Origin of the sequence: Stenotrophomonas hibiscicola ATCC 19867 (assembly GCF_000382065.1) — a bacterium.
GTDB lineage: Bacteria > Pseudomonadota > Gammaproteobacteria > Xanthomonadales > Xanthomonadaceae > Stenotrophomonas > Stenotrophomonas hibiscicola.
This window is the reverse complement of the sequence record NZ_KB907499.1, coordinates 653,917-678,466: the sequence shown is the minus strand read 5'-3', so window position 1 is coordinate 678,466 and position 24,550 is coordinate 653,917. Positions and strand designations below refer to the sequence as shown.

Here is a 24,550-nt window from a genome sequence, read left to right as displayed (position 1 = left end):
TGCATTGAAGATCGAGGTTGAACGATGAGTACTGCTTCGGACGCCACCAAGACCGGCAAGCTGCGGCTGGGCGGCAGCAACCTCTGGCTGTTCCTGCTGCTGGCATCGATGATCCTGTTCGGCGTCAACACCGGCGTCGCTACCTGGCAGGGCAGTCGCCTGGCCGATGCCGGTTCCAAGGCGGCCGACCTGCAGGTGCTGTCGCAGCAGCTGGCCAACCAGGGCCGTGACGCGGTGGGCGGCAACGCGCAGGCGTTCACTGCCTTCAAGGCCACCCGCAACGCGATCGAACAGAATGTGTCGACCCTGCAGGGCCGCTATGGCAAGGAGCCGGGCGTGTCCGGTGCGATCGCCACGCTGGGCGAGACCTGGGCGCCGCTGGGCAAGCAGGCCGGGCAGCTGGTGGCCAGTGAACCGGCGGTGCTGGCCCTGGCCGGCAACGCCAACAACTTCACCGGCGCCGTGCCGGGGCTGCAGGCCCAGCTGAACGAGCTGGTGCGTGCGATGTCCGCTGCCGGCGCGCCCTCGTCGCAGGTGTACAGCGCACTGCAGCAGGTCGTGGTGGCCGGCTCCATGGCCCGCCGCGTAACCGAAATGCGCGCCGGTGGCAGCGGCGCTGCTACGGCCGGCGATGCGCTGGCGCGTGACATCACCGTGTTCTCGCAGGTGCTCGACGGCCTGCGCAATGGCAACGAGGAACTGGGCATCACCGCCGTGCGCGGTGCCGCTGCCGTGGCCGCGCTGGAACAGTCGCAGCAGAAGTGGGAAGCGATGAAGCAGGACGCTGACGCGATCCTGGCCAGCTCGCGCCAGCTGTTCGCGGCGCAGTCCGCCGCCACCGCGCTGGGCCAGGGTTCGGCCCACATGCTGGATGACAGCCGCAAGCTGTTCGACGCGTTCTCCTCGTTCGGCTCGGTGTCCGACACCCGCCTGTTCCCGAACTTCTGGATCGGTGTGGTCTCCGGTGCGCTGTCGCTGATCGCGATCATCGGCTTCGTTTCCACCAACGTGCGCAGCCGCTCGCGCGAGCAGGAACTGCGCTACCAGACCCAGGTGGAATTCAACAGCCGCAACCAGCAGGCGATCATGCGGCTGCTGGACGAAATCTCCTCGCTGGGTGAGGGCGACCTGACGGTGAAGGCCTCGGTGACCGAGGACATGACCGGTGCCATCGCCGACGCGATCAACTACGCCGTCGACGAGCTGCGCCACCTGGTGACCACCATCAATGACACCTCGGCCAAGGTCGCGCTGTCCACCCAGGAGACCCAGGCCACCGCCATGCAGCTGGCAGAGGCGGCCGGCCACCAGGCCAACCAGATCACCTCGGCGTCGGACCGCATCGGCGAAATCGCGGCAAGCATCGAACAGGTGTCGCGCAACTCGGCCGAGTCGGCCGACGTGGCACAGCGCTCGGTGGTGATTGCCGCCGAAGGTGCCGGCGTGGTGCGCGAGACCATCCAGGGCATGGACCAGATCCGTGACCAGATCCAGGAAACCTCCAAGCGCATCAAGCGCCTGGGTGAGTCGTCGCAGGAAATCGGCTCGATCGTGGAACTGATCAATGACATTTCCGAGCAGACCAACATCCTGGCGTTGAATGCAGCGGTGCAGGCGGCGTCGGCCGGTGAAGCGGGCCGCGGTTTCGCGGTCGTGGCCGACGAAGTGCAGCGCCTGGCAGAACGCACCTCGGGTGCGACCCGACGCATCGAGAACCTGGTGCAGGCGATTCAGGCCGACACCAACGAAGCGGTCACCTCGATGGAACAGACCACCGCCGAAGTGGTGTCCGGTGCACGCCTGGCCGAGGATGCCGGCACCGCGCTGACCGAGATCGAGCGCGTGTCCAATGCACTGAACACCCTCATCAAGAACATCTCCATCGCCGCCCAGCAGCAGTCGGCTGCGGCCTCGGACATCACCCGCACCATGGGCGTGATCCGGCAGATCACCGGCCAGACCTCGCAGGGCGCCGGGCAGACCGCCGAATCGATCGGCCACCTCGCGCAGCTGGCGGCGGACCTGCGTCGTTCGGTGGCCGACTTCAAGCTGCCGGCGTGACGCGGGCAGGGCGGCGAGCAAGGAACCAGTCGATGAAGCATTTCCATTCCCCACGCCAGAACTCGCACGGCCACCGCGCGGCGGCGAACGGAGCGCGTCCATGAGCAGTCTGCGCGATGCGATGAGCCACGCAGCGCTGGGCTGGGTCAAGCCCGAGCTGGACGAGACCCTGCGCCAGGTGCGCAACGAGGTCGAGTACTACGCCGAAGACCCGAGCGATGCCAGCCGCATGCGCATCTGCGCCGGCTACCTGCACCAGGTGCAGGGCACCCTGCGCATGGTCGAGCTGTATGCACCGGCGATGGTGGCCGAGGAACTGGAACAACTGGCCAATGCCATCGGGGCCGACGGCGTGGCCGACCGTGATGAAGCCTGCGCGACCCTGATGCGTGGCAGTGTGCTGCTGCCCGACTACCTGGAGCGCCTGCAGAACGGCCACCGCGACATCCCGATCGTGCTGATGCCGCTGCTCAACGAGATCCGTGCCGCGCGTGGCGAAGAAGGCGTGCATGACAGCGTGCTGCTGGCATTCGCACCGGACAGCGTCACCGCCACCGAGGCCGAGCTGGACCATGCCCGCGGCAGCCTGAGCGGACGCAACCGCGAGTTGCTGGACACGGTCGGCAGTGCGGTGAAGGAAGAACTGCTGCGCATCAAGGATGCGCTGGACCTGCACCTGCGCACCGGCGGTGCTCCGGAACAGCTGCAGACCCAGGCCAACGAGCTCGGGGCGGTGGCCGATACGCTGGGCATGATGGGCCTGGGCGTGGCCCGCAGCGTGGTCGTGCAGCAGCGTGACGCACTGCGTGGGGTGGTGGAAGGGCGCCAGCAGATCGATGAGAACCTGCTGCTGGATATCGCCGGGGCACTGCTCTACGTGGACGCCTCGCTGGACGACCAGGTCGCCCATCTGGGCGCTGGCGGCAGTGGCGAGGACGATCCGAGCGCGGTTGAGAACCGCCGCACGGTGGAGGTGCTGGCGCATGAAGCCATCGCCAACTTCGCCGCCGCCCGCGAGCATTTCGTCGCGTTCATCGAAACCAGCTGGAACCATGCCGAGCTGCAGGATGTGCCGCGCCTGCTGGGTGATGTATCCGGTGCGCTGCGCATGCTCGATCTGGGCACCGCCGCAGACTACCTGCGTGGCGTACAGCAGTACATCGAGGCCGAGCTGATCGGTCGCCAGCGCGTGCCCAGTGGCCGCCAGCTGGACACCCTGGCCGATGCCATGGCCAGCCTGGAGTACTACCTCGAAGCCCTGCGCGACCGCCGTCCGGGCCGCGAGGACATCCTCGACATCACCCGCAGCAGCCTTGAAGCGCTGCGCTATTGGCCGTTGCCGGACCGCAACGCGGTGGAACCGGTTGCCGCCGCGCCGGTTCCGTTCGCATCGCTGCTGGTGGACCGGGAGCCGGTCGCGCTGCAGGCCGAGCCTTTGCAGCCGGAGCGCATCGAGATTCAGGTTCAGCCAGCCGCGCCCGCCGCCGGCACTGTGCCGGTGCCCTTGCCGGACTTCACCTTTGATCCACCACCGGCCACGCCTGCACCGGAGGTGCTGGACAACCGCCTGATGTTCGGTGCGCTGGGGAACCTTGCATCCACACCGCTGTCGCTGCATGACGACCGCGAGGCGGCGCTGGTCTTCGCCGCCTCCAGCGCGCCTGCGCCCGAGGTGCCGCAGTGGGATCTCGCGCCGTTCCATCCGGACGCCGATCCGGCCGCGAGTGCCGAAGACGAACGCAGCCCGACCTTCGCCAGTTTCAATCCGGTCAGCTTCGAACGCGCCGAAACCGGAATGGAATCGGTGCCGCAATGGACGCTGTCGGAGGCGACACCACCGGTATCGGCTGACGTGGCAGTGGCGGATGTCGAGCACGACGTCGACGCGTCGGTACCCTTTGACACCACTGGCTTTGCAGCGCCGGTGTTCGACCCGGTGGCTGCCGAGCACGATGTGGTTGCTGCCCGTGACGACGTGGTGTTCCGTTTCTACGCCGATGCGCTGGATAACGCCGACGACGTGCTGTCGCTGCACGCCATGGAGACGCTGTCGCTGGACGACGACGCCGGACTGCATCCGTCGCTGGAGACCGTCGATGACGCCAGGCCCCAGCCGTTGGACGAAAGCCCCGTGGTTGCCGAAGTCGACGCCGTTGCGGCGGATGTGCCGGAGCACGCGGCCGCGCCGATGGCCGAGGTGCTGACGCCGGCCTCCGATGCACCGGCACCGGCGGTGTCGGTGATTGATATCGACACCATCGCACCGATCGATTTCAGCGAAGCCGACGCACAGTTCTTTGCCGAGCTGAGCGCCGCGGCGGCCGACTTCAATCCGCAGGCCATGGCGGCTCCGCCCGCTGCGGACATCCCGGTCGTGGCTGGGACCGAGGCCGGCTTCGAGGCCGGCTTCGACGACGATGCCGAGAACATCGACGAGGACATCCGCGAGGTGTTCCTGGAAGAGTTCGACGACGAACTGGCCAACCTTGGCACGCTGCTGCCGGCATGGCGCACGCAGCTGGACAACATGGACCGGCTGCGGCCGATCCGCCGCATCTTCCACACCCTCAAGGGCAGTGGCCGACTGGTCGGCGCGCGCACCTTGGGGGAGTTCGCCTGGAAGATCGAGGGCATGCTCAACCGCGTGCTTGATGGCAGCCGGCCGGCCACGCCGGCCGTGCTGGCAATGGTCGACAATGCGCACGCCGCACTGCCGCAGTTGAATGCCGCGCTGCGCCATGGCCAGCGCATCAGCGTGGACCTGCAGGCAATGCAGGCCATCGCCGATCGGGTCGGCGCCGGCGAGGAGACCTTCTATGTGCCGTTGCCGGCTGCGGCCGCACCGGCAGCGACACTGGCCGAGTCCGAAGGCGAAGACGAAATCAGCCGCCTGCTGGACGCCGAGGCCGCTGCGTCGGCGCAGGCCGATGCCTCGGCGGTGGCCGAAGACGCCGGGACCCCGGCCAACATCGACAGCGTGCTGCGCGAGATCCTCGAGGCCGAGGTCGAAGTCCACCAGGCGACCCTGCAGGAGTGGCTGCGCTCGGCACAGCAGGCACCGCAGCCGGTCAGCGACGCACTGCTGCGTGCGGTTCACACCATGAACGGCGCCTTCGCGATGACCGAAGTGCCGGAAATCACCGCCGTTACCGGCGGCGCCGAGTCCTACATCAAGCGGGCTCTGGCCGCCGATGTGGTACCTGGCGACGAGGGTGTCGCCGCGCTGGACGCAGCTGCGCAGGCGATCACCGCGACCATGGAGGCGCTGCAGGCCGAACACCCGCGCATTGCGCCGCAGGATGCGCTGGTGCAGCGGCTGCAGGCATTGGCTGGCGAGCTGCCGGAAGCGCGCTGGCCGCTGTTCGCGTCGGAAGACGAGGATGAAGAGGGCACCGAACCGGCGCCAGATGTCGAGCAGGCATCCGAAGCCGAAGCGCCGCTGGCCGGCCTGGACGCGCTGGGCGAAACCAGCATGCCCGTTGCTTCCGATGCGGCTCCTGATCTCATTGCCGAGCCGCTTGCCGAAGATGCGCTGGAACCGGTTCCATCTGCGCCCGATCTCAGGACGCCGGACGTCGCCGCCGACAGCGGCCTGGAAGTCGGCGAGTTGACCGCCAGCGACGATCTTTCGCGTTACTTCGATGCCGGCTGGCCGTCGGTGCAGGGAGAAGATGAACCCGCAGTGGCGTACACCGGCGCGATTGAATCGATCCAGCCGGTGGAGAGTGCGCCTGTTGTCGAAGGGGCCGACGCAGCTGCCGCGCCCACGATCGAGACCGTCGACGACGCTGATCTGACCATGGCCGACGATCTGTCGCCGTACCTCGACGCCAGTGCGCTGCCGGTCGACGACCGCGACGCGGAAGAGCTGCCGGTGTCTGCGGAAGTTGACGCGATCGACCTGAATACGTCCTTGTCCTTTGATTCGGGCAGCGGCGATGACAGCGTCATTGACGACGCTGCTGCATTGCCACTCGACAGCGAGCTGTCGAGCCTGCAGGATGAAATGGCTGTGCCGGGTTTCGCAGAACCGGTCACGCTGGCAGCCGCGCTCGAGGCCGGCCTGCACGTGATCGAGCAAGAGCGGACCCTGGACGACGACGGGCAATGGCCCGTGATCGGCCTCCAGGCCAGCGAACTCGCGCCGGGCGAGGCAGATGCCTTTGCCGAGGATGCGGACGTCGGCGGGGAGGCGGCGGTCGGTGAAGGAGAGAGCGCCGATCAGCCGTCCCCGGCGACGGTGATTGAGGCGTTCAGCGCAGAGGCACGCGTTGGCAGTGGTGCTCCGGTGCGGTTCTTCGAAATGGAAGAGGCGCCGGGCCAGGGCACGATCAACACCGGTGCCGGCGCGGAGATCGCAGCGGCCGACATCGAGCCCCCTGCGCCGGATGTTGAGCAGGCGCCTGTTGCGGCGGATGCCGAAGACGGTGCCAATGCCGATGCGCTTGACTTCAGCGTGTACGACCGCGAGCTGGTCGACATCTTTGTCGAGGAAGGCAGGGACCTGCTCGACCACTGTGATGGCCTGATCAGCGAGCTGCGTGATGCACCGCAGGATCGCGAGGTGCTGGCCGGCCTGCAGCGTGACCTGCACACCCTCAAAGGGGGCGCTCGCATGGCCGGTATCAATGCCATCGGCGACCTCGGCCACAGCATTGAATCGCTGCTGGAAGCGGTGGCCGCTGGCCGTACCGAAATCGAGCGCCGCGACGTGCAGCTGCTGGAACGCGGCTTTGACCGCCTGCACCAGCTGCTCACCCGTACCGGCACCCACCGCGTGGTGGAGCCGGCGCTGGATCTGGTGGAGGCCTTCGAGGTTCGCACCACCACCGATGTTGCTGCAGCCGCCACGGCCGCGCGTGCAGCCAGCGAGGCCGAGACCGTGCCGGCGCAGGCTGCGGCCACGCTGACGCCGATTGTCGATGCGCCGCTGTCGGCACCGCTGCCGGCCGAGGGTACGGTCGATGAAGACCCCCTGGCACGTCCGCAGCAGGAACAGGTGCGCGTGCGCGCCGACCTGCTCGACCGCCTGGTCAATCATGCCGGTGAAGTGGCGATCTACCGCTCGCGGCTGGAACAGCAGCTCGGCGCCTTCCGCGGCGCGATGGGCGAACTGGAGCGAACCAATGCGCGACTGCGCGACCAGCTGCGCCGCCTCGACCTGGAAACCGAGGCGCAGATCGTCGCCCGCTACCAGCGCGAGCAGGACCAGGCCGACCAGAAGTTCGACCCGCTGGAACTGGATCGGTTCTCCACCCTGCAGCAGCTCAGCCGCGCGCTGAACGAATCGGCGGCCGACCTGGGTGGCCTGCAGGGCGTGCTGGACGATCTGTCGCGCCAGTACGATTCGCTGCTGCAGCAGCAGTCGCGTGTCAGTTCGGAGCTGCAGGACGGCCTGATGCGCGCGCGCATGGTGCCGTTCGATGGCCTGGTGCCGCGCCTGCGCCGCGTGGTCCGCCAGGCCGGCATGGATACCGGCAAGCAGGTCCACCTGACTCTGGAAGGCACCCACGGCGAACTGGACCGCAACGTCCTCGACCGCATGGTCGCGCCGCTGGAACACATGCTGCGCAACTCGGTGGCCCATGGCCTGGAAGCGCCGGAACAGCGCCGCGCCGCCGGCAAGCCGGAGGAGGGCGAGATCGCCATCCGCCTGCACCGCGAAGGCTCGGAAATCGTCCTGGAAGTGGCCGATGACGGCGCTGGCCTGGACCGCGAAGCGATCCGCCGCCGCGCAATCGACCGCGGCCTGCTGGCCGCCGATGCGCAGCCGAACGAGCAGGAACTGGACAACCTCATCTTCGCGTCAGGCTTCACCACCGCCGACCAGGTCAGCCAGCTGGCCGGCCGTGGCGTGGGCATGGACGTGGTGCGCAACGAAGTGCGCCAGCTGGGTGGCTCGGTCGATATCCAGTCAGTGCGTGGGCAGGGCGTGCGCTTCACCCTGCGCCTGCCGCAGACGCTGGCCGTCACCCAGGCGGTGTTCGTGCAGATCGGCGAAACCACCTTCGCAGTGCCGGTGGCCTCGGTCAGTGGTATCGGCCGCCTGTCGCGCGAGCGCTTCGAGGCTGCCGACAGCAGCTACCGCTACAGCGGCGAAGACTATCCGCTGTACGACCTTGGCAGCTTGGTCGGCCAGGCCCCGGCGCGTGCCGACGGCCAGGAGCAGGTGCCACTGCTGCTGGTCCGTGCCGGTGATCTGCGCGCCGCCGTCGCGATCGACCAGGTGCTGGGCAACCGCGAAATCGTGGTCAAGCCGGTCGGCCTGCAGATCGCGTCGGTGCCGGGGATCTACGGCGCCACCATCACCGGCGACGGCCGCGTGGTGGTGATCCTGGACGTGGCGCCGCTGGTGCGCCGTTTCCTGGCCAACCCGACGCTGCCGGTACTGGCCAATGCGCCGCGCCAGGAGCGCCAGGTGCCGCTGGTGATGGTGGTCGACGACTCGCTGACCATGCGCAAGGTCACCGGCCGCATCCTCGAACGCCACAACTTCGAGGTCAGCGTTGCGCGCGACGGCGTGGAAGCACTGGAGCGACTGGAAGAGCGGGTACCGGACCTGATGCTGCTGGACATCGAGATGCCGCGCATGGATGGCTACGAGCTGGCTACCGCGATGCGTGCCGACCCGCGCTACAGGGACGTGCCGATCGTGATGATCACTTCGCGCAGCGGTGACAAGCACCGCCAGCGCGCCTTCGAGATCGGTGTCCAGCGTTATCTGGGCAAGCCGTACCAGGAACTGGACCTGATGCGTAACGTGTACGACCTGTTGGGGATCGCCCGTGTCCGTGAGTGAAACCCAGGCGGCTCCGGCCGTTGCCCTGCTGGCCCGTCCCGGCGCGGCGCGCGAGCGCCTGCGCGAGGCACTGTCGCATGCGGATGTGCAGCTGGTGCTGGAAGACGACCCGAACAGCCTTGAGCCGCAGCTGCTGCACGACGCCCGACCTCAGGTCGTGGTGATTGCGCTGGAGACCGCCATTGAGGACGCATTGGAGCGCCTGGAAACGGTGTTGTCCGCACCGGGCCTGACCCTGGTCTTCGACGAGGCCGAACTGGCCGCACGTCGTGATGGCTGGGAGGCCCAGCGCTGGGGCCGTCATCTGGCCGCGAAGCTGCATGGCCATCAGCAGGTGTTGCCGCCGGGGGCCGAAGAAGAACCCAGCCTGCAACTGGCGCCGGGCCATCCGGCACCGCCACCGGCACCGCAGGAAGAAGCGCTGCAGGCGCACCTGGACCAGGCATCGAGCTGGGCCGACGAGGTCCCCGCTGACAGCCTGTACTCGCCGCCTGCGCAGCTGCACGAACCGATTGCGCTGGAACAGGCGCTGGCGGCGCTGCAGCCGGTCGTGCCTGAGCCGCTGGAGGCCCCCGAACCGCCATCGCTGGCGGCGATCGCGCCCGCAGCACCGCCCATTCCGCCGATCTCCTTCGACCACACCGCATGGTCGCTGGTCGATGACGTGGCCGACGTTCCGGCAGCCGCTTCGCAACACGCCGCGCCGGAGGCCCCGCTGCCTTCCTTCGATACCGGCCATCTGAGCCTGGTCGATCTGGATGCTGGTGCGCCCGTGGGCGCACGCGCCGGATCGTTGCTGGTGCTGGCCGGCATCGGCGGCCCGGATGCACTGCGTCGCCTGCTGGGCGCGCTGCCTGCATCGCTGAGCGTCCCGGTACTGGTGCATATGCGCTTGGACGGTGGCCGCTACGGAAACCTGGTCAAGCAGATGGCGCGCGTGTCGCCGCTGCCGGTGCAGCTGGCCGAAGTCGGCCAGCGTGCAACACCCGGTGAAGTGCACGTGCTGGCCGATGACATCGGCGTGCAGGCAGCCAGCGACGGCCTGCATTTCGTCAGCGACGCGCAAGGGATCTCGATTGCCGCGCTGCCGGCTGAGCACACCGCGCTGGTCCTGCTCAGCGGCGCCGACCTTGCGCTTGTGGGGCCGGCACTGGATCTGGCCGCCGCCGGTGCGTGGGTGGCCGGGCAGGTCGGCGAGGGCTGCTATGACCCTGCCGCGGCCACGGCGGTGGTCGCCGCTGGCATGGTGGCCGGTGAACCACAGGAACTGGCGCAGGCCATCGCCTCGCGCTGGGGCGTGGAAGACGATAACGGAGACGCACCATGAGCTATGCCAGCAATGACGAAATCCGAGGCGTCCTGATCCAGGCCGGCAACGAACGCGTGCTGCTGCCCAATGCCACCGTGGCCGAAATGATGTCGCGGGTGCCGGTGCAGCCGGTTTCCGATGCCCCGCGCTGGCTGGTCGGCGAAATCGGCTGGCACGGCTGGCAGGTGCCGCTGGTGTCGTTCGCGCGCCTTTCCGGCCTGGGCGAGGAAGCCGTGGGCGGCCACAACAAGGTGGTGGTGCTGAAGGCCCTCAGCGGCAACGCGCAGCGCCCGTACTACGCGCTGCTGACGCAGAATTTCCCGCAGCTGATCTCGGTGCCGCGCGATGGCCTGCTGGCCGATGCTTCCGAGGAAAACCTGCCGCAGATCGTGCACATGCGCGTGCTGCTGGGTGAGCAGAGCGCGCTGCTGCCGAACCTGGACGCACTGGAAGCCGCCCTGGATTCGCTGGCGGCTTGATCCACCAGGCTGGTAGTGCCGGCTGCCGACCGGCACCGAGCCGAGCATGGCTCGGCTCTACAAGGAAACTGCAATCTGGCGCGGGCCTGTAGAGCCGAGCCTACGCTCGGCTGCTGCCTTGGACGCGCTGGCCGGCACTACAACGAATCAGCCTCACCCCAGATCGCCCAGCCGCGCCTGCAATGCGGCAATCGCGGCCAGCCCGGCGGTCTCGGTACGCAGGATGCGTGGCCCCAGCTGCAGGCCCTGGAATCCTGCCGCTGCCAACTGATCCCGGTCGCGCGGCGACCAGCCCCCTTCCGGGCCGATCGCGATCACGATGCCGCCCGTCGGCGCCGCGTCGAGCGTCGACAGGCGATGGGCACCGTGCGGGTCCAGGGTCAGCCGCAGCGTATCGGCCGGCAGCGTCGCCGCCGCCTGCGCCAATGACACCGGCGAGCCAACCTGCGGAATGCGCGCGCGCCCGGACTGGCCGCAGGCCGAGGTCACCACGTTGTTCCAGTGCGCTACGCGCTTCTCCGCGCGCGCGGCATCCAGCTTCACTTCGGTGCGCTCGGCATTCACCGGAACGATGGCGCTCACGCCCAGCTCGGTGGTCTTCTGCAGGATCAGGTCCATCTTTTCGCCTCGGGCAATGCCCTGCAGCAGGGTGATCGCCAGCGGCGATTCGTTGTCCACCGCCTGCACCGCATCGATGCGCACCTGCACCTCGCGCTTGCCGGCGGCAGTCAGCGTGGCGCTGTAGTCGTGGCCATCGCCGTTGAACAGCACGCAGGTATCACCCTCGCGCAGGCGCATCACCCGCACCAGATGGTTGGCCGTCTCTTCCGGCAGGGTCACGGTCTGGCCGCTGTGCAGCGCCAGGTCGATGGGGCAGCGGGTCACGCGCATGCAATCGCCTCGTCAATCGCCGCCAGCGTGGTATGTGCCAGCAGCTCCAGTTGTTCGTCGTCCACGCAGTAGGGTGGCATCCAGTACAGCACGTCGCCCAGCGGACGCAGCACCACGCCACGTTTCAGCGCGGCCTTGTAGGCATGCAGGCCCAGCCGCATGGCCGGGTCGAAGGGCGTGCGCTTGTTGCCGTCGCGCGACAGCTCGAAGGCAACTACCATGCCGGCCTGGCGCACGTCGGCCACGTGCGGATGGTCGCTGAACGGTGCGGCCAGCGTGCCCATCACCGAGGCGATGCCACGGTTGCGGGCGATCACATCGTCGTCGCGGAAGATGTCCAGCGTGGCCAATGCCGCCGCGCAGGCCAGCGGGTTGCCGGTATAGCTGTGCGAATGCAGGAAGGCGCGCTCGCGTGAGTCGTCGAGGAACGCGTCGTACAGCGCCTGCGTGGCCAGCACGGTGGCCAGCGGCAGGAAGCCGCCGGTCAGGCCCTTGGACAGGCACATCAGGTCCGGCATCACCCCGGCCTGCTCGCAGGCGAACAGGGTGCCGGTGCGGCCGAAGCCGGTGGCGATCTCGTCGGCGATCATGAACGCGCCATGGGCGTCGCATAGTTCGCGCACGCGCTGCAGGTAGACCGGGTCATGCATGCGCATGCCGCCGGCGCACTGCAGGCGCGGTTCCAGGATCACCGCACAGATCTCGCCCGGGTGCTGGTCGAACAGCGTGGCAAGGCCATCGGCGGCCTGCCGTGCACGCTCAGCCGGGCTCTGACCGGGCTCAGCCAGGAAAGCATCGGGCGAGGGCGCGAACAGCGCTTCGGCCAGCAGCGGCGCATAGACGCGGCGATACAGCGGAATGTCTCCCAGCGCCAGCGCGCCGAGGGTCTCGCCGTGGTAGCCGTTCTCCAATGCGATGAAACGCGTGCGCTGCGGTTCCCCTCGGTTCTGGAAATACTGGAAGGCCATCTTCAGCGCCACTTCCACGCCGGCGGACCCGTTGTCGGCGTAGAACACCTTGGCCAGTGGTTCGCGGCCAGGCTGGCGTGGGGCCAGTGCGAGCAGGCGTTCGGCCAGGCTGATGGCTGGCTCATGGCCGAAGCCGGCAAGCATCACCTGTTCCAGTTGCCTGGCCTGGGCGGCAATGGCACCACCGATGCGCGGTTCGGCATGGCCGAACAGGTTGGTCCACCAACTGCTGACGGCGTCCAGGTAGCGATTGCCGTCGTGGTCGATCAACCATGCGCCTTCACCACGGGCGATCGGCACCAGCGGCAGGGTATGCGGGTGCTCGCGCATCTGCGTGCACGGGTGCCAGAGCACCTGCAGATCGCGTTGCCGCCAGTGCTGGGCCAGCGGGGAGGGGGTTGGGTCTGCTAGCATTTCGGGCTCATGAACATGTTGCTGCCTGCACATTCTATCGGCACCGGCGCAGGCGCCGGCCGCCGCGGAGATTCCACATGAACGATGACCGTGCCGGGCGTCGCTTGCCGATCATCCATCGGATCACAGATGAGGAGAACGGCCCCTTCCAGCGGCAGCATCTGGACCTGGAGTTCTCCAACGGCGAACGCCGCCGGTTCGAACGTCTGGTCAGCCGAGGTCATGGCGCAGTGGTGGTGGTGCCGATGCTCGACGACGAGACCGTACTGCTGGTACGTGAATACGCTGCCGGCATGCACCGCTATGAACTGGGGTTGGTCAAGGGGCGGATCGATGCCGGCGAGACCCCCGAGCAGGCCGCCGACCGCGAGCTGAAGGAAGAGGCCGGTTTCGGCGCGCGCCGGGTCGATGTGCTGCGCGCGATGACCCTGGCCCCGACCTACATGAGCCACCAGTCGTGGCTGGTGGTGGCACGCGACCTGTACCCGGAAAAGCTGGCCGGCGACGAGCCGGAAGAACTGGAAGTCATCCCGTGGAAGCTGGCCGAGCTGGACCAGCTGATGCTGCGCGAGGACTTTTCCGAGGGGCGCTCGCTGGCGGCACTGTTCATCGCCCGCCAGTGGCTGCAGGGACTGCGATGATCAAGCTGACCACGGACCTGCGCGAGACCGCGATCGCCATCGCCCAGGACGCCGGACGGGCCATCATGCAGGTCTATGCCGATGGCTTCGATGTACAGATCAAGGACGACAGCAGCCCTGTCACCAGTGCCGACCTGGCGGCCAACCAGGTCATTGAACAGGGCCTGCAGCAGCTGACCCCGGACCTGCCAATCCTGTCCGAAGAATCGGCACAGGTGGCCTGGGAGCAGCGCCGCCACTGGGGCGCGTACTGGCTGGTCGATCCGCTCGACGGCACCCGTGAATTCGTCAAGCGCAACGGCGAGTTCAGTGTCAATATCGCGCTGATCTACCAGGGCGCACCGGCCTTCGGCGTGGTGCTGGCCCCGGTGACCGGCATCGTCTGGCATGCCATGCGCGGCGAGCTGGCCTATCGCCGGCAGGGCCTGCACGACACCGTGCTGCGCACCCGCACGCCGGCCACCGTACCGCTGCGGGTTGCTGCCAGCCGCTCGCACCGCTCACCGGAAACCGAGGCCCTGCTTGCAAGGATGGGCCGCATCGAGACCATCGCGCAGGGCTCGTCGCTGAAGTTCTGCCGGATCGCCGAAGGTGGCCTGGATGTCTATCCGCGGCTGGGCCCGACCTCCGAATGGGATACCGCCGCCGGCCAGTGCGTGCTGCACGCCGCCGGCGGCGCGGTGCTGTCGGCCGCGACCGGCAAGCCGTTCCGTTACAACCGCCGCGAAACCCTGTTGAACGGCGATTTCATTGCCCTTGGTGACACCAGCCTGCCATGGCGCGACTGGTTGTCCGACTGACCCTGGAGGCCGCATGAGCGCGCACGACACTCCCACCACCGGCAGCGCCGCCACCCATGAGCTGGAGCGCCTGCTGGCGATCATGGCGCGCCTGCGCGACCCGCAGGGCGGCTGCCCTTGGGACGTGGAGCAGAACTTCGCAACCATCGCGCCATACACCATCGAGGAAGCCTACGAGGTGGCCGATGCGATCGATCGCGGCGATCTCGATGATCTTTGCGATGAACTGGGCGATCTGCTGCTGCAGGTGGTGTTCCATGCGCGCATGGCCGAAGAGCAGGGCAGCTTCGCCTTCGCAGACGTGGCCCGCGCGATCAGCGACAAGATGCAGCGCCGCCACCCGCACGTGTTCGCCGAGGTGAGCGTCGACGATGCCCACGGCGTGACGCGCAACTGGGAGGCGATCAAGCGTGCCGAGCGTGCGGCCAAGGGCGAGCAGGACACCTCCGCACTGGCCGGTATCTCGCGCGGCTTGCCGGAGTGGCAACGTGCGGTGAAGCTGCAGTCGCGCGCGGCCAAGGTCGGTTTCGACTGGCCAGGTCCGCTGCCGGTGCTGGACAAGGCGGCCGAGGAACTGCAGGAGCTGCGCGAGGAGTTCGAGCGCGGCGATATCGCCGGCAACAAGGCGCGCCTGCAGGAAGAGCTGGGTGACCTGCTGTTCGTCTGCGCCAACCTGGCCCGCCATGCCGACATCGACCTGGGCGCGGCGCTGCGCGGGGCCAACCACAAGTTCGAACGTCGCTTCCGTGCGATGGAAGCGCAGGCCGACGCGCAGGGGGAAGCGCTGGCCGCGATGGACCTGGATGCGCAGGAAGCGCTGTGGCAGCAAGCCAAGGCAGCGGAGAAAGCGTGAAGACACTCGGCCTGTTCCTGCTGACCGCGCTGGCCGAGATCGTCGGCTGCTATCTGCCGTGGCTGTGGCTGCGCAAGGGCGGCAGCATCTGGCTGCTGCTGCCGGCGGCCGCCAGCCTGGCGCTGTTCGCCTGGCTGCTGACCCTGCACCCGACCGCCAGTGGGCGGGTCTATGCCGCCTACGGTGGGGTCTACATCGGCACGGCGCTGTTCTGGTTGTGGCTGGTCGACGGCATCCGTCCCAGCCGGTGGGACCTGTTCGGTGCCGCCCTGTGCCTGGCCGGCATGGCAGTGATCATGTTCGGTCCGCGCACCTCATCGGTGTAGGGCCGAGCCATGCTCGGCCGCTCTTCCTTCCCACTGCGCCGGCGCGCGCAAGCCGAGCATGGCTCGATGCTGCAAGGGCAGCGATGGTGCATGATGGTGGCGGCCCTGGTCCCCGGAGCACGCGCATGTCCCGCTTCGCCAGCTTCCGCGAGTTCTATCCGTTCTATCTCAGCGAGCACCGCCACCCGGTTTCGCGGCGGCTGCACTTCATCGGCAGCTGCGGCGTGCTGGTGCTGGTCATGGCAGCGGGCCTGCGCGGGCAGCCGATGCTGTTGCTCGCTGCGCTGGCCTGCGGCTATGGATTCGCCTGGGTCGGCCATTTCTTCTTCGAGAAGAACCGTCCGGCCACCTTCCAGCATCCGCTGTACTCGTTCATGGGCGACTGGGTGATGTTCGCCGACATCCTGCGCGGGCGCGTGCCCTGGTAGTTCCGCTGTGAATGTGGCCTTCACGCGCTATGCTGGGGCCTGGACGTCACAGATAAGGAAAGCGAGATGTTCCCGACCATGTTCTTTACCGTGGTACTGGCCTTCGTGGCCGTGGTCATCCTGTTCAAAGCGGTACGGATGGTGCCCCAGGGCTTCGAATGGACCGTCGAGCGCTTCGGGCGCTACACGCACACCATGACGCCGGGCCTGCATTTCCTGATCCCGATCGTGTACGGGGTGGGGCGCAAGGTGAACATGATGGAGCAGGTGCTGGATGTGCCCAGCCAGGAAGTGATCACCAAGGACAACGCCGCCGTGCGCGTGGACGGCGTGGTGTTCTTCCAGGTCCTGGACGCTGCCAAGGCCGCTTATGAGGTCGCGAATCTGGAAGTGGCAATGATCGCCCTGGTGCAGACCAACATCCGTACCGTGATCGGCTCGATGGACCTGGATGAATCGCTCAGCCAGCGCGAGGTGATCAATGCCCAGCTGCTGAGCGTGGTCGACCATGCCACCAATCCCTGGGGCGTGAAGGTCAACCGCATCGAGATCCGCGACATCCAGCCGCCGCGCGACCTGCTGGATGCGATGGCGCGGCAGATGAAGGCCGAGCGCGAGAAGCGCGCGCAGATCCTCGAGGCAGAGGGTTCGCGCCAGTCGGAGATCCTGCGCGCCGATGGCGAAAAGCAGGCTACCGTGCTGGAGGCTGAGGGCCGTCGCGAAGCCGCGTTCCGCGATGCGGAGGCCCGCGAGCGCCTGGCCGAGGCCGAAGCCAAGGCGACCCAGATGGTGTCGGCGGCGATTGCCGAAGGTGACGTGCAGGCGATCAACTACTTCGTCGCCCAGAAGTACGTCGAGGCGTTCAAGGAACTGGCCAGCTCGCCGAACCAGAAGCTGGTGCTGATGCCGATGGAGGCCAGCGGCGTGATCGGTTCGATCGCTGGCGTGGCCGAACTGGCCAAGCAGGCACTGGGCGACCAGACCACCAAGGCCGCAGGCAAGCGGCCACCGCCGATCGGAGGCTGACATGCGCTGGGAAGTCGTCGGTTGGGGCGCGTTGGCGCTGCTGCTGTTCGCGGCAGAGGCGTTGGCACCCGGGGCGTTCATGCTGTGGATCGGCATTGGCGCAGCGGCCGTGTTCGTCCTGGTTGCGGTGTTCAGCGGCATTCCGTTGCTGTGGCAGGTCGTTGCCTTCGTCGTGCTGAGCGTGGTCTCGATCCAGTGCTACCGGCGCTGGGGCAGGAAAAGGGCGCGGCCCAGCGATGCGCCGTTGCTCAACCGCCGTGCCGAGCAGCTGGTCGGTCGGGTGGTGCCCTTGCAGCAGGGCATCGTCAGCGGGCAGGGCCGGGTCAGCATCGATGACGCGTCCTGGCCGGTGAGCGGCCCGGAGCTGCCGGCGGGTACGTGGGTACGGGTGCTGGCGGTACAGGGCAGCACGCTGCAGGTTGAGGCTGCGGGCCGCTCCTTGTAGAGCCGGGCCTCTTCGTGCGGGCGTCGCGTGGGCTCGGCTCCGGCGCTGCGCTGCGGCGCGACCTGTGGGTGACCGATCTGGGATAATGGGGGTTCTTGTTTCCTCTGCTGCCGGACCCGGTCATGACCCAGAAGACGCTGCTCAACGATACCCACCGCGCCCTTGGCGCCAAGATGGTCGATTTCGGGGGTTGGGACATGCCCATCCACTACGGCTCGCAGCTGGACGAGCACCACCTGGTGCGCCGTGAGTCCGGTGTGTTCGACGTCAGCCACATGACCGTGGTCGATCTGCGCGGTGAGCAGGTCAAGCCGTTCCTGCGCCGCCTGCTGGCCAACTCGATCGACAAGCTGAAGGTCACCGGCAAGGCACTGTACTCGTGCATGCTGAATCCCCGTGGCGGCGTCATCGACGACCTGATCGTCTACTACCTGGGCGACGACTTCTTCCGCATGGTGGTCAATGCCTCGACCCGCGAAAAGGATCTGGCCTGGCTGCGTGAGCAGGCCGCACCGTTCGGCGTGTCCGTCGAGCAGCGTCCGGACCTGGCCATCCTGGCCGTGCAGGGGCCGCAGGCGCGCGACATCGTCATCAGCCTGGCCCGCGAAGCCGACCGCGCCGCGCTGACCAAGCTGGGCCGCTTCGCCGCCCTGCAGGTGCAGTCCGACGATGGCGTCGAGCTGTTTGTCGCCCGCACCGGCTACACCGGCGAAGACGGCTTCGAAATCCTGCTGCCGCAGGATGCCGTGGTCGCGTTCTGGAACCGCCTGCTGGCGGCAGGCGTGAAGCCGGCAGGCCTCGGCGCGCGCGACACGCTGCGCCTGGAAGCCGGCATGAACCTGTACGGCCAGGACATGGACGAAGAGATCAGCCCATATGAGGCAGCATTGGCCTGGACCGTGTCGCTGGACGAAGCCCGCGACTTCATCGGCCGCGGCGCGCTGGAAGCGCAGAAGGCTGCCGGCACCGCGCGCCAGATGATCGGCCTGGTGATGGACGAAAAGGGCGTGCTGCGCCACGGCCAGGCAGTGACGACGGCCAGCGGCGAGGGCGAGATCCTGTCCGGCACCTTCTCGCCGACGCTGGCCAAGGGCATCGCCTTCGCCCGCGTGCCGGCCGGTGAACTCGGCCAGGTCACCGTCGACATCCGCGGCCGGCAGGTGCCGGTACGCGTGGTCAAGTTCCCGTTCGTGCGCGAAGGCCAGGCCCAGCCCGGCGTGCTCGCCGACGCCTGATCCGAACGTGCCGGTCGTCACTGACAGCAGTGGCGGCCGGTTGGTTACACTAGCCCCGTTTTTTCCACCCCCTGCATATCTCTGGAGCAGTCCCATGAGCGAGATCCCCGGCGACCTCAAGTTCCTCAAGTCCCATGAGTGGGCCCGTGTCGAAGGCAATGGCCGCGTCACCGTCGGTATTTCCGACCACGCCCAGGGCCTGCTGGGTGACCTGGTCTACGTCGAACTGCCCGAAGTCGGCGCCGAGGCCAAGGCCGGCGAACAGATCGCCGTTGTCGAGTCGGTGAAGGCCGCCTCGGACGTCTACAGCCCGATCAGCGGCAAGGTCGTCGAGGTCAACTCGGCCCTGTCCGACAAGCCGGAAACCATCAACGAAGATGCCTACGGCGAAGGCTGGATGTTCGTGGTCGAACTGGCCAACGCCGAAGAGGTCAACGATCTGCTGGATCCGGACGCGTACGCCGAAGTCCTGGAGAGCGACGACCACTGAGTCGCGCTTGCGGATTCTGAAACGGCCACCTTCGGGTGGCCGTTTTCGTTTTGGCGAGTGCGTCGGACTCATGACGGCCGGTTCGCTTGGCACCCTCGGCGTGGCATCAGCGGACTGACAATCGGTGCCGATCGGCGTGCGCAGTTTTGCGCAAATCCGCGTTTCCGCCCCGCGCCGACGTACTCGGATGTGAAAACTTTTTGCCCCCCGTTGCGGCGCCGTTGTGCTGGCGTTGGTGCCAGCGGCAGCCGGTGCTGGCGATGTGTGGACGCAGTGGCCACCGACGTGCATGCATCTGCGCAGAGTGCTTATTTCAAGTACTTTTTGTTCAACGCTTGCATGGTTGTTGCTGCAGGCAGCATGCGTGCGTGGCGCTTCGGCGGTCGTCGAGCGCGGAGCGTGGCGACCGTGCAGGCACCACCATGGATGGCGCGGATGTGAAAATTTTTCGCGGGGGTTGTTGACAGTAAAAAAAACCGTGATTAGGTTTCGCCTCAGCAGACCTTGCCTGCCCAACCGAGTGCGCAGAATCAATCGTCCGATGCGAAGCAGCCCCTTCAAGACCACCGCGACCCTGATGACGGTGGACATGGCCCCGCTTCCCCCGGAGAAATGCAAGGCAACTCCCGTTCCGATGCCCGCTCCGCCGATCGAGGCTGGCATTGCCGCATCCGTAACGGCGCGCCTGACGCGCCGGCGGTCCCCGCACGCAGCATCCGCGGGTTTGATCCACCTGGGCGTTTCAACTCCCTATCACTGACGAGGAGCCATCCCATGGCAACCAAGAAAGCTGCGAAGAAAAAGCCCGCCGCCAAGAAAGCGGTGAAGAAGGTCGCGAAGAAGGCCGCTGCCAAGAAGGCAGTGAAGAAGGTCGCGAAGAAGGCGACTGCCAAGAAGGCGGTGAAGAAGGCTGCGAAGAAGGTCGCCAAGAAGGCCACTGCGAAGAAGGCAGTGAAGAAGGCGGCGAAGAAGGTCGCCAAGAAGTCCACTGCCAAGAAGGCCACCAAGAAGGTAGCCAAGAAGGCCACCAAGAAGACTGCCAAGAAGGCAACGGCCCGCAAGCCGGCCAAGAAGGTCGCGAAGAAGGCAACTGCCAAGAAGGCCGTCAAGAAGACCGCCAAGAAGGCAGTGAAGAAGACCGCGAAGAAGGCCACCAAGAAGGCTGCCCCGAAGAAGGCAGCGAAGAAGGTTGCCAAGCGCAAGCCGGCCGCCCGCAAGAAGAAGGCCGCTCCGGTCGCTCTGCCGGCAACCCCGGCACCGCTGATCTAAGTACTTCCCGATAGCCGCATCCTGAAACCCCTTCCCTGGCTGCCCAGCGGGGAGGGGGTTTTTTTATGGGGCCATTGCCAGCACCGAGCCATGGCCGACTGCCTTTCTGACGTTTGACGCGCTGCATCTGTGGAGCAGGGGCCTGTCTTCCGAGCTGGCCGGGCATGGCCAGGTCCTACAAAACAACAAAAAGGGCGGCCCCCAGGCCGCCCTTGATGCTCACGGTCGAGCCCGCCGGATCAGCGCGGGGAAGCCACCGCGCGGTTGCTCGAGGCGCCCTTGCCCTTGCGCTTGTCCTGCTGCTGCGCAGGGCTGCTGCCCTCGGCCATCAGGTTGTCGCTGCCGAAGTCGGTGTCCACGTCCAGCCAGCGCTGCGCCGGCAGGCCGAGCGCGGAGTCGAGCACGGTCGGCAGCAGGCCGCTGGGCAGGCTGCTTTCGCCGTTCCACATGATGGCGATGCCCAGATCGCGTTCCGGCACCAGCGCGACCAGGCCGCGGTAACCCTGTACGGCACCGGCATGGAACACCACGTCGTGGCCGGCGTAGTCGAAGGTGCGCCAGCCCAGGGCATAGCCCGCCGAATGCAGGCGCTCACGGCGCCAGCCTGAACGCATCTCGCCGGGGGTGCTGATCAGGCTCGAATGCAGCGTGGCCAGCAGCGGTGCCGGCAGCACGTCGGGGCGGTGGCCGGTGTGGGCGAGCAGCCACTGCGCCATGTCGCTGGCACTGGCATTGACGCCGGCCGCCGGGGCGACCCGGTAGTAGGTCGGCTTCGGCGTCAGCGAGACCCAGCCGTTGCGGCTGCGCACGTGCGGACGCGCCCAGCGCGAGCTGGCCTGGATGCCGGCCAGGCCGAGGCTGGCATCGTTCATGCCCAGCGGCTTGAAGATACGGCGCTCGACCGACTGCTCGTAGAAGCTGCCGGAGGCCGCGTAGACGACATCGCCGATCAGGCTGAAGGCCACGTTCTGGTAGGCATAGCACTCGCCCGGCAGGCACTTCAGGCTGGTGTTGGCCAGTTTCTGGGTCAACGCGTAGTACTCGGCGTTGCCTTCGATGTCGCGGTCGTAGGCGTTGTACGGCAGGCCGACGCGATGGCTGAGCACGTCGGCCACGGTCAGGCGATCAGTGGCTTCCGGCGAGTTCAGGCGGAAACCCGGCACGTAGTCGGTGACCTTGCTGTCCCAGCGCAGCGTGCCGTCGTTGACCAGCAGGCCGGCCATGGTGCCGGCGAAGGCCTTGGACAGCGAGGCCAGGCGGAACACGGTGTGCGCATCAACTGGCAGCGGATTGTTGACGTCGGTGACGCCATAGCCGCGCGCGCTGAGGATACGGCCGCCCTGCACGATCGCCACCGCCATGCCCGGCACGCGTTCGCCATAGGTGAGCTGCTGCGCCATCGATTCGATGTTGGCGACGTTGAAGCCGGGCGCCGGGGCCTGCACGCGGGGCACCAGGCCGGTGCGGTAGGCCGCCGGCTGGGTGTGGGCGACGGTGGGACCCGCAGCAGTTTCGATGTTGGTCGGCATCGGCGGCAACGCCGGCGGGGTCTGCGCGGTGGTGGACAAGGCAACGGGCATCAACATGCCCAGCAAACCGGTGGCCGCCGATCGGATCGGACGACGCAGGCTGTTCTTTTTCATCGGTTGGACCCGTGCGCGACTGCTGATGGCGATTCTAGCGCCGCTTTTCCCCTGTGCACAAACAAAGCGAAGATGAATGCGCATCTCGTTGAAAAAGTTGGCATTTTGACGCTCTGGAAGTGTGTCCGAACGTGTCGTTCCTGCCTCTCATGCCACTACGTTGCGGCCATCGGTGCGCGCGTCACGCTGGCGATGTTGCAGTGCATTGGCTAACGTACGCGCTTCACCGCCCCGGAGCCTGCCATGCCGCTGTCCAACCGCCGTCTTCTGGCGAGGGACGCCGCGTGAGCGCGGTGAAGGGCAAGGGGCCGCTGCGTGGGCTGACGGCGGCACTACGTGAGTCGCCGGCGCTGTGGTGGTCGTTCCTGTACTTCTTCTGCCTGCTCAGCGGCTACTACGTGCTGCGCCCGGTGCGTGAGGCGATGGCTGCCTCGGCGGACCTGGAAACGGTGTTCCCGCCAGTGCTGATCGCCTGGTTCGCCAGCCATGGCATCGCGTTGAAGGACTTTGTCCTGCAGTTCCTGTTTTCCTGCGTGTTCGTGATCATGCTGGTGCTGCAGCCGGTGTACGGCTGGCTGGTCAGCCGGTTCCCGCGGCGGGTGTTCCTGCCGGCGGTGTATGGGTTCTTCATCGTCACCCTGCTGGGCTTCTACGTACTGTTCGATAGCGGTGTGCCGGGCCGCGGCATGGCGTTCTTTTTCTGGATCACTGTCTTCAACCTGTTCGCGGTGGCGGTGTTCTGGAGCTTCATGGCCGATGTGTTTTCCAACGCGCAGGCACGTGCTTTCTACGGTTACATCGGCGCGGCTGGCACCGTCGGTGCCTTCCTCGGTCCGATCATCACCAGTGCGCTGGTGCAGCGCGTGGGTATCGCCAACCTGATGCTGGTCTCTGCGGGATTCCTGGCCGTCTGCCTGTTGTGCATCTGGCGGCTGCGGCACTGGGCGGTGCTGCGCGAACGCGAGCAGCAACTGGTGTCCGGCGAGAAGCCAATGGGCGGCAGCATGCTGGATGGCTTGAAACTGATCGTGCGTGAACCTCTGCTGCGCTGGCTGGCGATCATGGTGGTGTTCGGTGTGGGCGTGGGCACCCTGCTGTACAACCAGCAGGCCAGCATCGTGCGTGAGGCATTCAACGATGCAGGCGCTGCTACGGCCTTCTTCTCGCGTATCGACCTGGCGGTGAACGCACTGGCGCTGCTGATGCAGCTCGCCCTGACCCGCTGGCTGCTGTCCCGGCATGGCATTGCGCCGGCGCTGCTGATTCCTGGTTTCGCGATCCTGATCGGCTTCTCGGTGCTGGCGGCCTCGCCGATGCCGCTGATGGTCGCGGTGGTGCAGGTGATGACCCGCGCCAGTGAATTCGCGCTGGCCAAGCCGGCGCGCGAAACCATCTACACCCGCGTGGACCGCCAGTGGCGCTATAAGGCCGGCGCAGCGATCGACACGGTGGTCTACCGGGGCGCGGACCTGAGCTTTGCGTGGCTGCACAAGGGGCTGTCCCTGTTCGGCTCGCACGTGGTGTTCATGGGTGGCGTGGTGGTGGCCGGCTTCATGACCCTGGCCGCGTTCGGCGTGCTGCGCGAAGAAAAGAAACTTCCGCGCGACCGCTGACGCGGCCCAATCTTCCCGAGGAGAGAAACGATGTCGCTGATCGCGTTGCTGCTGACCGTGCTGGTCGCGGTGCTGCACCTGTACTTCCTGGTGCTGGAGATGTTCCTGTGGACCCGCCCGCTGGGCCTGAAGACCTTCCGCAACACGCCGGAGAAGGCAGAGATCACGCGCGTGCTGGCGGCCAACCAGGGCCTGTACAACGGCTTCCTGGCGGCGGGCATCGTAGTGGGGCTGGTGATCGATCAGCCAGTGCTGGTGACGTTCTCGCTGGCCTGCGTGGTGGTGGCCGGGTGCTATGGCGCCTACAGCGTGAGCCGCCGCATTTTCATGATCCAGGCGGTGCCTGCGATCCTGGCGTTGGTTCTTCGCGCGTTGGCGTAGTTTCCAGCCAACGGCGCAGCCCCTCGTGGGTTGGTCGCGTAGAGCTTCTCATGGGATTGGCCGGGTGGGTTGGGTTCGCGGGGGACGCCGCAAGTACGTCCCTGTAGGCTTGGCCGCGGCATCCATGCCGCGGACACCCCCGCGAACCCAACCCGCCCGGCCCCGACAGTTTCAGGGCCCGGCCAGCCCACGGAGAAGAAAAAGAAGATCAAGAGCAACAGCGGGTCGCTGCGCTCGTGGGTTCTGCGCGCATGAAAAGAGCGGCCATCGGGCCGCTTTTGCTTCTGCTTCTGCTTCTGCTTCTGCTCTTCTTTTTATCTTGCGTGGGCGAACGCCGCAGAGATCCGTCCGAGGCCGGAGGGGTGGGGCCGGGCGGGGTATCCGCGCCATGGATGGCGCGGCTAAGCCTACACGGACGTACTTGCGGCGTCCCCGCCTGGCCCCACCCCTCCGGCCCAACCGATAAACCGCATCCCGCG

General features: G+C 67.2%; 19 protein-coding genes. 16 read left to right on the top strand and 3 right to left on the bottom strand.

Annotated features, from left to right (window positions below; all coding sequences use genetic code 11):
- The first annotated feature begins 24 nt into the window (after nt 1–24).
- From G370_RS0107830 to G370_RS0107815, 4 genes are all read left to right on the top strand, one after another.
- Nucleotides 25–2,061, top strand: a complete 2,037-nt coding sequence (locus G370_RS0107830; RefSeq protein WP_019660096.1) for a methyl-accepting chemotaxis protein — start codon at nt 25–27, stop codon at nt 2,059–2,061.
- 100 nt (nt 2,062–2,161) lie between these two features.
- Nucleotides 2,162–8,860, top strand: coding sequence for an Hpt domain-containing protein (locus G370_RS0107825; protein WP_019660095.1), 6,699 nt, complete (start codon nt 2,162–2,164; stop codon nt 8,858–8,860).
- Nucleotides 8,847–10,187: a chemotaxis protein CheB gene (locus G370_RS0107820; RefSeq protein WP_019660094.1), complete on the top strand. Its 1,341-nt coding sequence runs from the start codon at nt 8,847–8,849 to the stop codon at nt 10,185–10,187. The genes G370_RS0107825 and G370_RS0107820 overlap by 14 nt, the downstream gene beginning before the upstream one ends.
- Nucleotides 10,184–10,648, top strand: a complete 465-nt coding sequence (locus G370_RS0107815; RefSeq protein WP_019660093.1) for a chemotaxis protein CheW — start codon at nt 10,184–10,186, stop codon at nt 10,646–10,648. Before G370_RS0107820 ends, G370_RS0107815 begins: the two co-directional genes overlap by 4 nt.
- Before the next feature lie 153 nt (nt 10,649–10,801).
- On the opposite strand, the gene G370_RS0107810 is transcribed toward G370_RS0107815, so the two are convergent.
- Complete coding sequence (locus G370_RS0107810) at nt 10,802–11,539, bottom strand: 16S rRNA (uracil(1498)-N(3))-methyltransferase (RefSeq protein WP_019660092.1); 738 nt, start codon at nt 11,537–11,539, stop codon at nt 10,802–10,804.
- Nucleotides 11,530–12,921: an adenosylmethionine--8-amino-7-oxononanoate transaminase gene (gene bioA, locus G370_RS0107805; RefSeq protein ID WP_019660091.1), complete on the bottom strand. Its 1,392-nt coding sequence runs from the start codon at nt 12,919–12,921 to the stop codon at nt 11,530–11,532. The genes G370_RS0107810 and bioA overlap by 10 nt, the downstream gene beginning before the upstream one ends.
- 77 nt (nt 12,922–12,998) lie before the next feature.
- Here bioA and nudE point away from each other — a divergent pair, with 77 nt between their 5' ends.
- The 10 genes from nudE (at nt 12,999) to G370_RS0107755 (ending at nt 20,434) form a co-directional block, all read left to right on the top strand.
- Nucleotides 12,999–13,562, top strand: coding sequence for an ADP compounds hydrolase NudE (gene nudE / locus G370_RS0107800; protein WP_019660090.1), 564 nt, complete (start codon nt 12,999–13,001; stop codon nt 13,560–13,562).
- Nucleotides 13,559–14,362 (top strand): 3'(2'),5'-bisphosphate nucleotidase CysQ, encoded by an 804-nt coding sequence (gene cysQ, locus G370_RS0107795; protein ID WP_019660089.1) that lies wholly within the window; start codon nt 13,559–13,561, stop codon nt 14,360–14,362. Before nudE ends, cysQ begins: the two co-directional genes overlap by 4 nt.
- Before the next feature lie 13 nt (nt 14,363–14,375).
- On the top strand, nt 14,376–15,215 hold the full coding sequence (mazG, locus tag G370_RS0107790; RefSeq protein ID WP_019660088.1) for a nucleoside triphosphate pyrophosphohydrolase: 840 nt from the start codon (nt 14,376–14,378) through the stop codon (nt 15,213–15,215).
- Complete coding sequence (locus G370_RS0107785; RefSeq protein WP_010482716.1) at nt 15,212–15,541, top strand: YnfA family protein; 330 nt, start codon at nt 15,212–15,214, stop codon at nt 15,539–15,541. The genes mazG and G370_RS0107785 overlap by 4 nt, the downstream gene beginning before the upstream one ends.
- A 125-nt stretch (nt 15,542–15,666) precedes the next feature.
- Nucleotides 15,667–15,969: an Mpo1-like protein gene (locus G370_RS0107780; RefSeq protein ID WP_019660087.1), complete on the top strand. Its 303-nt coding sequence runs from the start codon at nt 15,667–15,669 to the stop codon at nt 15,967–15,969.
- A 66-nt stretch (nt 15,970–16,035) separates the two neighbouring features.
- Complete coding sequence (locus G370_RS0107775) at nt 16,036–16,995, top strand: SPFH domain-containing protein (protein ID WP_019660086.1); 960 nt, start codon at nt 16,036–16,038, stop codon at nt 16,993–16,995.
- A gap of 1 nt (nt 16,996) precedes the next feature.
- Nucleotides 16,997–17,440 (top strand): NfeD family protein, encoded by a 444-nt coding sequence (locus G370_RS0107770; protein WP_019660085.1) that lies wholly within the window; start codon nt 16,997–16,999, stop codon nt 17,438–17,440.
- A gap of 122 nt (nt 17,441–17,562) precedes the next feature.
- Nucleotides 17,563–18,675, top strand: a complete 1,113-nt coding sequence (gene gcvT, locus G370_RS0107765; RefSeq protein WP_019660084.1) for a glycine cleavage system aminomethyltransferase GcvT — start codon at nt 17,563–17,565, stop codon at nt 18,673–18,675.
- Nucleotides 18,676–18,769: 94 nt separating this feature from the next.
- On the top strand, nt 18,770–19,165 hold the full coding sequence (gene gcvH, locus G370_RS0107760; protein ID WP_019660083.1) for a glycine cleavage system protein GcvH: 396 nt from the start codon (nt 18,770–18,772) through the stop codon (nt 19,163–19,165).
- 774 nt (nt 19,166–19,939) lie between these two features.
- The gene (locus tag G370_RS0107755; protein WP_019660082.1) at nt 19,940–20,434 is read left to right on the top strand and encodes a hypothetical protein; all 495 of its coding nucleotides are present in this window, start codon (nt 19,940–19,942) and stop codon (nt 20,432–20,434) included.
- 239 nt (nt 20,435–20,673) lie between these two features.
- Here the strand turns inward: G370_RS0107755 and G370_RS0107750 are convergent, their stop codons facing one another.
- Complete coding sequence (locus G370_RS0107750; RefSeq protein WP_019660081.1) at nt 20,674–22,077, bottom strand: serine hydrolase domain-containing protein; 1,404 nt, start codon at nt 22,075–22,077, stop codon at nt 20,674–20,676.
- A gap of 284 nt (nt 22,078–22,361) precedes the next feature.
- Between G370_RS0107750 and G370_RS0107745 the strand changes: the two genes are divergently transcribed.
- Complete coding sequence (locus tag G370_RS0107745) at nt 22,362–23,690, top strand: NTP/NDP exchange transporter (RefSeq protein ID WP_019660080.1); 1,329 nt, start codon at nt 22,362–22,364, stop codon at nt 23,688–23,690.
- A gap of 30 nt (nt 23,691–23,720) precedes the next feature.
- Nucleotides 23,721–24,071 carry a DUF1304 domain-containing protein gene (locus G370_RS0107740; RefSeq protein WP_019660079.1) on the top strand — a complete coding sequence of 117 codons (351 nt, stop codon included), beginning with the start codon at nt 23,721–23,723 and terminating at the stop codon, nt 24,069–24,071.
- Nucleotides 24,072–24,550: the final 479 nt, after the last annotated feature.